Genomic DNA, 11805 nt, shown 5'->3' on the forward strand with positions numbered 1-11805 from the left:
GATCGCTCATCCTACCTGGATACACCCCGGAAAGCGACAGGATTGTTTTTCGTGAAAGGTTTCCCGGATGGGCTGGTTTTCTAGGGTGCACACAGGGGCTGAAAGGCCATTATGAAGCGCACCAAACCAACGATCGACACGCTGAGCGGCACCGGACGTCCATGGGCAGCCGTCGGGTACCTAGGTGAACGTTTACTCAAGTCGGCAGCCGGGACCGCCCTTCTGACGCTCCTGAGCAGTTGGATTCTGTTTTGCCCCCGCGTCGGGGCGGTGGAAGTCCGGCTTGGCGCGTCCATGGCTGGGGAATCCCTGCGGATTTCGTGGCAGTCTGACTCGTTGACCACCAACGCTCCCTATATTCATAACGAATTTCAGCTGGAAACGAGTCAGGACTTGCTTGGTTGGGAAGTAGATCCGGCCACGATACCAGGCGGATTCCTTGGGGCCGCACAAATTGGGCACGAGCGCTTGATTCCCAGGATGCACCAGCGGGGTTATGTTCGCTTAAGGCATCGCCTGAATCTTCCCGGAGCTGACCTCTCCGGACTGGACTTGCGCGGGGCGGACCTCCGCGATGCCAATCTCGCCGGGGCTAAACTGGTCGGCACCCACTTGGCAGGTGCGGTGTTGACGCGAGCGAATTTGGCGGGCGCGGACCTGCGGAATGCCAACCTGGCCGGGGCTAACCTGAGTTCGGTGAATCTGGACGGCTTGGATCTCTCGGGAACCGATCTCAGTGCGATCCTGGGAATGCCAACCTTGACACGCTTGGCAGGTGATCCCTCCGCAGAGCTTGCCCTGGCCTCCCCTCGGCTGCCCTACAACCCAGATCGGACGGACTTTCCGCCTCCGGGTGTGCCTTCCGCGCATCACGCGATGTTGATGCTTCGAACCAACGTCACGATCGGGCAGTTTAATGAGTTGATCGCGCGTCATGGCGCCACCGTGGTTGCTTCCAGCCCGGCGGATGCAGCTCTTTCCAATGCCCTCTTCATGGTGAAGTTTTCCAGTCAAACTCCGGAGGAACTCATTCTAAGGACCTCTGCACTCCTCCGTGAAGGGTTGGTGCAGGCTGCCGCCCCCGACATCGGGATCGGTCCCGCACTGATCAGCGATGATCAACGGGCGGCTGTCGGGTGGGACTGGGGCAGGGCGGGGGAGTTCGCGGGAGGTAACTGGGGATTGGAATTCGCCCGCGTGCCCCAGATGTGGAATGTGATACCCGCTCTACGAGCCTCCGCCGTTCCCGCCGTGCTGACGACGGTCATAGACGTCGACTTCGCCCCGCATCCCGATCTCTCCGTGGCGCGGTTTCTCGGGGCGCCGTGGATGGGAGTTGACGACCACGGCAATCACGTGGCCGGGATCATTGGTGCGACTCACCACAACGGGTTGGGGGTGGACGGTGTCAACCCCTTCGCGTCCCTGCTGGGACAATCGTTCGTCATTCGATCCACCGATTCTACCGCCGTTCCCCCTCAGGTGGGGATAGTGACCTCGGCAGACTACGACACCGCTTTCCGTTTGGTTCAGGAACTTCGATCGACCGTCACCTCAACCCGGACCCGTGTGATTAACATGAGTCTGGGATTCAATTGGTACCTGGCGACCAACGCCATCCGCCCCACACTGACCAACCTCTTCACCGCGAGCTATTCCAATCAGATCGCTCATGTCGCTACAAACTATGGTCGGCTCGTGGATGCGGTCCTGCGCAACGCTCCGCAAGTGCTCGTGGTGTGCGCTGCCGGTAATGACAGCGACCTGCTTCCGGCTGCCTTCGCCAGTCCCATGTGCAGTGCGGCCTTGGAATGGCAAACCCCGAATGTGCTGGTGGTAGGTGCCCATGACCGTCGAGGCATCATTAGCTCCTTCTCCAACCGGGGGGCTCATATCTACGCTCCGGGGGAGGATATCCTCTCCACCACGTTCGTCGAGGCGGGGGGATACGCGGCCTACCCCGGTACTTCCATGGCTTCCCCGTTTGCGGCTGGAGTGGCCGGTTTTCTTCTCGCGGTGGAACCGACACTGACCCCGGTAGAAATCATCGGCCTCATTCGTGGCGCGGGCCCCTGGGTCGATGCTTGGGAAAGCCTGTGGGGCATCGACTCGCTGCGCCCGGATCGCCGGGTGGAACGAATGATCCTGGACATCGATGACAGCTCACTCGATGGGAGCACGCGGTTGGAAATTCCTGGCTGGGGTCCCGGCAAGGAACGGAGTTTTGAACGGATCACGGAGGGGCCGGACTATGTTGGGTTGCTCAGCGTGCCTGGCGATGGCGTGATAGACATGGCCGATTTCCGCCGGTGGCGCGACTGGTATCTCGCCTCCGAACGTGGACAGCAGCTGAACGGTTCCTCAAGGCATCCGTCTGGCGATGCGAACGCAGACGGTCGAACGGGCGATCCAGACGAGGCGCGGCGACATCCACGCGGCGACTTCAACGGCGATGGAAAGCTGGATCCAACCGCCACCCGGAAGGTGCCCGGAGGTGGAGTTCCACGATCCGACCTGCAAGTTCTGGCCACCTCGGAGCTGTGGGCTGATCCGCAAGTCCCGGATCCGCTGAAAATTCTGGACTGGATTGATTCGGTGGACTTTCACGTCTCAGCTGAGGGGTTCTATTATCGGCATCCGGAGATCCGCTCCGAGTCCACCGTGAAGGTCTACGACGCGGACAGCCGTATGCCGATTTCGGATCTTCCCGCCTCTCTCTTCACTCCCGACCACCTGACCAATATTTTTACTGTTCCTGAGGGTTCTACCTATTACGTGGCCAGCGATCCTATCGAAATAGGTGTCGGCACCAATGTCATCATGCGATCGATTGGCGATCAGGAAGTCGTCCTGGAGGATCGGGGGGCGGACTTGGCCGTGGATCTGGCTTTGGTGGAGATGACCGCTGTAGCGACCACCCTGAACCCGGCGCTTAAGGAGATCGACAGCCGGCCCAATGATCCGGTGGTCGAGGCCTATCTCGGTTCCGACACCGTCGCGGCTACCATGACCAACAGTATCGGGGCCCGGGCATGGGCGACCAACTCCGGAACATTTTATGCCTTGGCACGTGCTGGTAGTCTTGGTGTCGCTCCGACCAACGTCGCGGTGGGGTCGACCTATTCCAGCGGGGTCCGCTGGCAGCGAAGCTTCATTAAGCAGGCTGGGCTCAAGGACCCGCAATTCCTGGTCAAACCCATGGTTTTGCGTCTCGGTGGATTCGGGATCGGCGGAGAAGACCTGCGAGCGATGGCTGAGATTTCGGTAGAGATGCGGGCATTCGATGTCTCACCGTCCTGGATGCCGGTTTTCCTGTATCGGGCGGAGATTGCCGGTCAGGCCGCCGCCGCGGGAGTCCCTCCCAGTTTTGCCATCGTCTTTCAAGAGGGCGACCTTCCCGATCAGGCACTGCGTGTGGAAGGTAGCTTTAGCGCCGAGTATCGTCAGGTCCGGCACCTCGGCACGGTGAACCTGGAAGGTATACCCAACGGTCACTCCTTCGAGCTTCGCTACCGTCTGCTCGCTGAAGTATTTGGCGGAGCCGGGGATCGGGAGGCGTTCGCCTTTATCGGGGATCCTCTCGACTATGGCAGCGGGGTCACCATGGCGTATGGAGAATTCGGAGAACTTTCCACCATCAGCGATGTCACGGCCGAGCCGCAGGGTGCGGCGGGCGTGCATTTCACATCGAAGGAGGGATTTTACTATCTGCTCTATCGTGCCGGATCTCAAGGAGAACCGGTTGGCTCGCCCGTGGCTGTGACGCTTACTGCGCCAGGCAGCGCCGTGCTTACGGATCCCAATCCTCCGATGATCCCCACGGCCGAGCACTATGTCCTGGAAGCCCAGCCGATCGGCACTCCTTTGGATGTGGACGCGGATGGGATCGACGATGTCTACGAACTTCAGCGTCCCACGATCCTCCATCCGTTGGTGGCGTCGGACGCCCTGCAAGATCCCGATGGGGACTTGCGATCCAACTTGAAGGAATATCAAGACGGGACGGATCCGTTGACTGTCGATTCGATTCCCTCCTCTACCAGTCTCTTCCCCGGCCTGGTGATTCCCACCCATGACGGTGGACAGTTGGTGGATCTGAACGATGACGGCCTTCTGGATCTGGCCGGTCGTTCCGGGAGTGGTGTTGCTACCAAACTGGGCACGGTGGAAGGAGCCTTTGCGAATCGTCTTCTCTCCAGTGTTCCTGGCACATTGATTATCACGGACGCCGTTTTCCCCAAGCTGGACGCGGATCGGTTTGCGGATGGCTTGGTGGTGGATTCGCTTTCCTCGAACCTTTACGTGCTGCGCGGATCGGGCGACGGCGGCTTTGCAGTCGTCACCACCCATCCGGTGCTGCGTGATCCCCAAAAGATCGTGCTGGGACGGCTGACTGCAGACGCCTTTCTGGATGTGGCCGTCCTCAGTCGGAACGGGCGTGGTGTGAGCCTGTTTCAGGGCACTTCAGATGGCCTGTTGCTCGCTGCGGGAACTCTTCAGACCAACTCCTTCGGCACGGCGGAGGCCCTGGCCTTGGGGGACCTCAATGAAGACGGGGCTGACGATGTGGTGGTGGCGTTCGCCAGTCAGACGGTGGTGTTTTTGAGTCGATCGGCCGGAGGATATGCGCCGGCGATTGTGATCCCCCTGCCTCGGACGGTCAATTCGTTGGTGTGTGTGGACATGGATGTGGATGGGCATCTCGATCTCGTCGGGGGCGAGGCCGGGAATGCGGGAAGCATCCGGATCGCGTTTGGTGCCGGCGACGGGACCTTCGGACGGATCTTGGCGTATCCGGTAGGTCGGCCGGTCACGTCTCTCAGGATGGTTGACCTGAACCATGACTCCCGGCTCGATCTCATCGCCAGTCACGCGTCCGGGGATTTTGTCTCCGTCCTGATGGCTGGGGAGGGTGGCGTGATGGGAACAGCCACGGCTGTGCCTTGCGGCCCAGTGCTTCTGGATGTTCGCGACTGGGACGGCGACACTCATCCTGATCTGATCAGCGGCATCGGCTCCTCTGGTGCGTTGGTGAACTTCGGGCGTGGGGATGGCTCGTTCCGCACTCGGACGCAGATTGTTTCCGAGTCGTTGGTTCCGCTGCAGGTTACGACCGGCGATATCGACGGAAATGGCTCGGTTGAGCTGACCGTGCTTGATTCTCGATCGAACTCCATCCAGGTCTGGCAGCCGTTGGCGGCAGAGGGACGCGGCTCGCTGCTGGCGAGCAACTCGATGGGCTCTATTGTGGTGGCCTTCGAACAGCGGGACCTGAATCGCGACGGTCTGCTTGATCTCGCGGTGGTGCGGCGGGCAGAAGCCTTCGACAGTCGCAGCACCAACCAGCTCGTGGTGCTGACCAACCAAGGCGGCAGCCGATTCGTTGCCTCTGCCACCGTCTCGATGGACTCACGTCCCAACCGCATTGTCGGTGGCGATTTCGACAGCGACGGTGTTCAGGATTTGGTGGTGGAGACGGGAGGAGGATCCCTGCTGGGGGGCAGTCGGCTGGTTCTGGTCCGGGGAGACGGGGCCGGCGGAGTTGCCGCACCGATCGTGTATTCGGCGGCGCTCACCGTGTCGAGCCTCCAGCCCTTGGATGTGGATGGCGATGGGAAATCCGAGCTGCTCGTTCGGGGGACACGTCTCGTGGGGGCGCAACAGGTGAGTTTCCTCGAGTTGCTGCAGTTCGACGGCGAGACAGCGTGGGTGACGCGTCAGGCGCTGGAGCCGGCGGTTTACCTTGGCGGACTGTTGATTGCGGACGCGAATGGGGACGGGGCTTCCGATTTGCTGACGACCGTCATCGATCCACTTAATGGGACTCGGCTTCTCTCCATGCGTGCGGGAACTGTTTCAGGCTTCGGGACGATTACCACACTCGCCACGCTAACCGAGGATGCGGGGTTGGTCGGGTTCCTCGACCTCAACGGGGATGGGCGTAGAGACGTGGTGGGGAGCCGGGGATACTTATTGGCGGACGCGACCGGGGGATTCCAACCGTCGGTTGCGGTCTACGCCGGGCCGTTGGGCGTGCAGGGCGCGGTGGACATTAATGCCGACGGACGCCCCGACCTGGTCAGCCAACTGGGGGTACTGCTGCAAGGGGAGTAACGGTGGCGAGTCGACGGCTACTCCGGCAGCGGAAGGTTGTGTGAACCGTCCCTCCTCGTTCCTCGGGCTTTTGGATCGCCTCGACGTTCGATCTGTGCCGGCGAGCTATCGGACGATTCTCTCCCTCAAATCCCGGCGTGCCAGGAATAGCCACCTTCGGGGGAGGCGGAACCGAGGCCTTTGCCGAAGGGCTCGAGCGTGTTGGTCACCGTCAGATGATTGATGTACTTGACGCTCTTGTACGCCAGTTGGCGGGGGACACGCATTCGCAACGGACCGCCGAATCCGACGGGGAGATCTCCTCCGTTGAAGCCATAAGCTAACAGCGTCTGCGGGTGTAAGGCATCAGCCAGGTCGAGGCTGTCCCACCACTCTGCTCTCTCGATCGAGAAATACACCACGAACTTGGCCTGAGGGAGCATGCCGGCAGCCAGGAGGACCGATGATAATGGAGTTCCGATCCATTCGGCGATGTAGGACCAACCCTCCTCGCAGATTACTTGGGTGATTTGACTGCTCAGCGGAAGGCTTCGGAGGTCGGAGATTGAGAAGGATCCCGGGTTGGCAACCAGGCCGTCCACCTTCAACCGCCAATCGGTGAACCCGCCCGCCTGCAGCCGCTTGAAGGCGTCCGTCTCCGGAGGCTTGCCGTTGGCGAATGGAGTCTTCGAGATCTTGTTCCGAGGAAACTCCCGGGCGAGTTTGTGACGGGTAAGCAATCGGTCGGCGGCATAGGTCAATGCGGTTCCGGGTCCGTAGGGGCCTCGGCCGTCGGGTGGGATCAGGCCGTACTTGTCGGCGAGGCGTGCAGCGACGCCCAAGCCTGATACCCCGGCAGCGACTGCTATTCCACGGGTGATCAGCTTTCGGCGGGAAAGGTTCTCGTTCATGAATTCTTTTCCACGTTACCAGTGATCATTGCCCAGGTGAGCTTCCTAAAGCCGGTCCGGTAGATCATGACCAGATGAGCGAGCAAAAAGAGCGTCAGGAACACGGTAGCGAAAAAGTGCAGGGTGCGTGCCGATTGGTGCCCTCCAAGAACCTCCACGAAAAACGGGAACGCGGAAGTGAACGCCGGGGACATCGCCAAGCCAGTCCAAATCATCAGCGGGAATGCTCCGAGGATTACGATGAGGTAGCTGATCCGCTGAACCGGGTTGTAGTGCAGGCTCGCCGCATGGGGACGGAAGCGCAGGTGGTTGAGGCTGGACCGCAGGAGCGCCGTCGGTGAGAGCTCCCCCGATGCGGGTATCAGGTTACGTTTGAGGTGGCCGGAGCGGAGACCTGAAATGAGGTAATAAAGCCCGGTAGGGACCAGAATCCAAGCGGTTTGAAAGTGCAGCGCGCGGCTCCATCCGTTCTGGTCTGGTAGTACGTGGGCATACCCTGTGGGCACCGAAGCCCGTGACGACGGAATCGGAAGGGAGAACCACGGAGGGGTGTTGACGTTGCCTTCTTCGCCCCAATAAAAACGCGGATGGGAGATAACGATCTCGATCCCCGTGACCAGCAGCGCCAAAAAGCACAAAGTCACTATCCAGTGGGTTGAACGGGTCGTGAGAGAGTGTCGAACCTGAGTCGTTCCGCGGGTGCCGCCTCGATCGGGGCAAGACTCGGTAGCTGGGGAAATTGATGGTTCAGCCATGGTCGGGTGATGCCAAAGGTGTTCTGATTCCGATCTGAGGATAAACAGGCTCTTACCGTCAAGGCCTTTTGGTCAGTTTAAGCGAGGATTCGTGCGGGACGCTCGAGCCATCTGGTTTCTGGATCTACCGGGTTGCGAAAAAGCTTGGGCCATGACCTAATTACCGACTATGGCATCCACGCTTCGCCTCCGCTCCAGGCTTCGCGCGCTCCACGCACGTCGAAAAGCTCGACGCCGTCCCACTGGAATGCAGTTCGTTGTCGCCGACTCGATCGAGGCTTTGCGCCCTGATCACTGGGATGCCGTCGCGAAGCACGGCGGCTTCTTCCTTCGCCGGGAGGTTCTACGGGTCATCGAGACTGACGGTCCGGAGAATGTCCGCCCAGTGTACTCCATCATCTACCAAGATGGCGACCCGGCGGCAATCCTGGCGGCGCAGCGGGTGGAAGTGGCGATGGCCCAGATTCGCTCCTCCGACCCCGCTGCCAAATCGGGGACGAAGCCGCGTTTGCTCAAGCGTCTGCTGAAGCCGGCGGCAGTGGTTGCGGCCGAGCGGCTGCAGCAACGGATGCTTGTCGCGGGGAACCTGATGTCCTGGGGTTTTCACGGCATCGGGTTCCGACCCGAGCGGGAAGCTGCCCAGCTTTGGCCTGCCGTTGGGGAAGCTCTTTATCGGATCCGTCGCTCCGACCGACTTTTGGGTCAGACTCAGTTGGTAATCGTGAAGGATCTGGGAATGGAACAGGGTCACGTGGAGGGGTTGCATCAGCTCTCGTATCGACCCCTTGAAACCGAGCCGAACATGGTCCTCGCGATTGATCCGGCTTGGCGTTCGTATGAGGACTATCTTCAGGCGTTGGACGCAAAATATCGTCGCAATGCCAAAGACCAGCTCAAGAAGTTGGCTTCGGCGGGCTGTAGCCTGGAGACCTTGACCGACCTCTCCGGCCATGCGGAGCGGCTGCATGAGTTGTATCTAAGTGTTCACCAAAAAGCATCGGTTCGCCTCGTGACCCTTCCCGCCTCCTACCTTCCCGAATTGGCCAGGGCAGTCGGAGGGGACTTTCGATGTACCGTGGTTCGTCGGGGTGAGGAGATTTTGGGTTTCGTCACCTCCATCCGTGACGGGGACACCGCGATTGCCTATTACATCGGTTTCGACCGTCAGGTGGCTTCGACGGCCGTCCCGCTCTATCTGCGCCTCCTCCACAGCACTATCAATGATGCCATAAGCTGGGGATGTCGCCGACTTTCGTTGGGTCGAACCGCTCTGGAACCAAAAGCGGCCATGGGAGCGAAGCCGGAACCGATGAATGTGTGGTTGAGACACCGAGTTCCCGCGATGAACTGGATCCTGCGAGGAGTCTTGACCACGGTGGATCATGAAGAGGCTCCAGAGCGCAATCCATTCAAGGGATAGGAGACTGCGGCTTTAGCGTACGCTTGGACGCATGACCTATTCAGTGCCGGATTGAGCGCTTTCGCCGAGATCAAAGTGTTGCAATGACGACTATGAAACCCATTGAAGGATATCACCAGATCAAGCCCGAGGATCTGCATTGGCGGCCGTCGAATCTCATGAAGATTCCGAACGCCGATTTTCTCGAACGCACCGGCAGCGAGAATCTCAGCGCACGGCTTTGGCGAATGCCGCCCAAGAGTGCGAACACCCTGCACAAGCACATCCGTCAGGAGGAGTTCTACTTCGTCTTGGAAGGCACCGGTCGCTTGCGCGTAGGGGAGGAGACCTTGACGGTTCCACGACACAGCGGTGTGCTAGTCGGCCCCAGTCAGCTACGTCAGGTTTTCAACGACACCGGCGAGGATGTGCTGTGGCTCATCGTGGGCGCGCCGGAGGAACTGGAGTTCCTGCAGGGATCCCTCTCCAAAATGGACCTCTCGCTCATTTATCCGGTGGATCCGAAGCAGCTGCCCAAGGAACTCGAGGGCGTGCAGTGGCCGCCGAAGGAATAACGTCGTTTGTGGCATGGGCCGGCCTGCCCCATACCTAGGTTGGGGTGTCGGCCCATCTGGGACTCGGACGAGGACAGGCGAGTGTTTCACACAAAGGCACAAAGCTCACTAAGCTTTTCGGTGGGGAAGCATTCTCACGGCGGCTCCTACAGGGAGGAAGAGCGGCCCACGGAACACTATCCCGAGGACTCTTGAACCGCGAAGGAAGCTATGTCTGCAGCGAAAAGCAGAACTCTGTTTTTGTCCTTCCTCCGGTTACTCATCGCGTCCTTTGCGTCCTTTGCGGTTTAAAACTCGGGCCCCTTCCCATCGGTATCTTTGTGGCTTCGTGCTTACGACGCTACAATTGTAGTACGAGCGCTCCCCGCATCCGACTAAAGGCGAATACCCGAAACCGCGAGGATGAGCGATACCTATCGTGTCGGAGCGATACGTGACTTCGCCCGAACCAAATATTTTTAACAAACTAGAGAACTCATCCTATGCATACAACTGCCACGAAGCAACTCATCGAAACCCCAGCCAATGTCCCCGGTGGCGCCCAATATCAGCACCTCGCCTACGTGGATGCCTACGACGCTGTCCTGAACTGCGACTATGCTTTTGTCGCCTACAAGGAGACGGATGGTTTCGGCTGGCGCGTGCGGATCAAGTCTTCCCAGACCGCCGGGGCCGTTTTCGAACCCGATGCGATGCGTTCCAACGCTCGATCCACCGGTGCACAGGGGAAGGCTTGGTTTCAATGGGGCTACAGCTTCGACCCCAGTGCGAGCGATCCACGATGTATCCAATTCCGTGTGCACGTCGCCAACGGTCAGCCCAGCGAGATTGAAATCTTCGTTCAACTGCGGAAATTCGATGGTTCTGCGGATGCCCCGAAATCGGTGAGGTTTTCTTGGCCCGCTTAAGTGAGTCAGCAAGGAGTGGCTCACGGAGTCCACGGGCTCTGGGTAAACTGACTTTCTTCACCAGTCCTGATATTTGACCCTCTACTTTGTGAACCTGGTTCAGCTGATTCGTATCAATACGGGCCTGGGTATCAGCCTGGCATTGATGGCTGGCGGGGTGGTGGTCTGCACCCTCCTGGCAGTGATTATGGGGCGCAGCGGCGCATCGCTGCGCCCCATCGTTTGGTTTGCCGGGCTCTTCGCCTTGGTGGTGGTCCCCCAGTTTCTTGGCAATCTGTACATTGCTTCGCGCAGCGCGAGGGCTGACGTCCTGCGGTCGAGTGCGTTGGCGACTCCTCCTCCCGAAGATGCACCGGTGAGAGAGGGCCCGATCACCAACGGTCTTCAAAACCTATTCGGTCCCGACGTCGAACCTCAGCTGACGACCGATGCCCGGAATATTGGCGGTGGAGTTTTTGAGTCAGCGGACTCTGCCCGCTTCGCCGTTCTGCCTAGCGGGGAAAGTGTTCTCCTGGCGCAGTTCAAGAGTTCGACTCAAGCGGAGAAGGCATGGGTAGACTACCTGCGCGTCTCGGGGCTGAATCAGCTCCACGGGACCGGAGATTCGCAGCGCGGATTTGTGGTGAGTCGACCGGGCGGGGATCGTGTCTACGTCCTTCACCTGCAGAGGATGGTGGGGGTTTGGACTGGTGCCAGCGATGAGGCTATCCGCCGGCTTATGGAGGCCGGAGGCTTCGATGTTCCACCGCTTTCTCCCTTGCTCACCTCAACTCCCGCTCCGGGTGGTGGCATCCGTGTTGGTGGAGTCTTCTTGCCTTTGAGTCCAAAGCATCGTGCGCTGCTGGTGTTGGGGTTGGTGCTCTACGGCATGGCTTATGTTTACTTTTACTTCAAGGGTGCTGCCTGGGCAGGGACCTATTCAGCCAAAGCCGGTGTCTCTGCGCTTTCCTTGAGCGAGCTTTCCAGCCGGCTCGCCGCTCTGAATCAGCTCGATGTTCCTTTTCAGGTCGAACGTGGATTTGCGCCTAACAAGAATGCGAAGTAGGCAGGAGCGCAGAGACAGTGGGTGGCTGAGTTAACTGTTTAGGAACGAGCGCTACTGCTTACATCGCGTGTTGGAGGGAGCCGCGTCAGGGGACGCAGGCTATAGGAAGAGTAAGGGGT

7 protein-coding genes are annotated in these 11805 nt (G+C 59.8%); 5 read left to right on the forward strand and 2 right to left on the reverse strand.

All coding sequences use genetic code 11. From position 1 onward, the window contains the following. Window positions 1-111 precede the first annotated feature (111 nt). Window positions 112-6114 carry a VCBS repeat-containing protein gene (locus tag JNN07_28925; GenBank protein MBL9171788.1) on the forward strand — a complete coding sequence of 2001 codons (6003 nt, stop codon included), beginning with the start codon at window positions 112-114 and terminating at the stop codon, window positions 6112-6114. Window positions 6115-6239: 125 nt separating this feature from the next. Here the strand turns inward: JNN07_28925 and JNN07_28930 are convergent, their stop codons facing one another. Both JNN07_28930 and JNN07_28935 read right to left on the reverse strand, forming a co-directional pair. Next, complete coding sequence (locus tag JNN07_28930; GenBank protein ID MBL9171789.1) at window positions 6240-7004, reverse strand: molybdopterin-dependent oxidoreductase; 765 nt, start codon at window positions 7002-7004, stop codon at window positions 6240-6242. Further along, window positions 7001-7759 (reverse strand): cytochrome b/b6 domain-containing protein, encoded by a 759-nt coding sequence (locus JNN07_28935; protein MBL9171790.1) that lies wholly within the window; start codon window positions 7757-7759, stop codon window positions 7001-7003. The genes JNN07_28930 and JNN07_28935 overlap by 4 nt, the downstream gene beginning before the upstream one ends. A gap of 169 nt (window positions 7760-7928) precedes the next feature. On the opposite strand from JNN07_28935, the gene JNN07_28940 reads away from it, so the two are divergent. From JNN07_28940 to JNN07_28955, 4 genes are all read left to right on the forward strand, one after another. Next, window positions 7929-9179, forward strand: a complete 1251-nt coding sequence (locus JNN07_28940; GenBank protein MBL9171791.1) for a GNAT family N-acetyltransferase — start codon at window positions 7929-7931, stop codon at window positions 9177-9179. 92 nt (window positions 9180-9271) lie between these two features. Then, window positions 9272-9733 (forward strand): cupin domain-containing protein, encoded by a 462-nt coding sequence (locus JNN07_28945; protein ID MBL9171792.1) that lies wholly within the window; start codon window positions 9272-9274, stop codon window positions 9731-9733. Between the two features lie 482 nt (window positions 9734-10215). Beyond that, window positions 10216-10641, forward strand: coding sequence for a hypothetical protein (locus JNN07_28950; GenBank protein ID MBL9171793.1), 426 nt, complete (start codon window positions 10216-10218; stop codon window positions 10639-10641). Between the two features lie 88 nt (window positions 10642-10729). Continuing rightward, complete coding sequence (locus JNN07_28955; GenBank protein ID MBL9171794.1) at window positions 10730-11686, forward strand: hypothetical protein; 957 nt, start codon at window positions 10730-10732, stop codon at window positions 11684-11686. Window positions 11687-11805 lie beyond the last annotated feature (119 nt).

Source organism: Verrucomicrobiales bacterium (genome assembly GCA_016793885.1).
Classification (GTDB): Bacteria; Verrucomicrobiota; Verrucomicrobiia; order Limisphaerales; family UBA11320; genus UBA11320.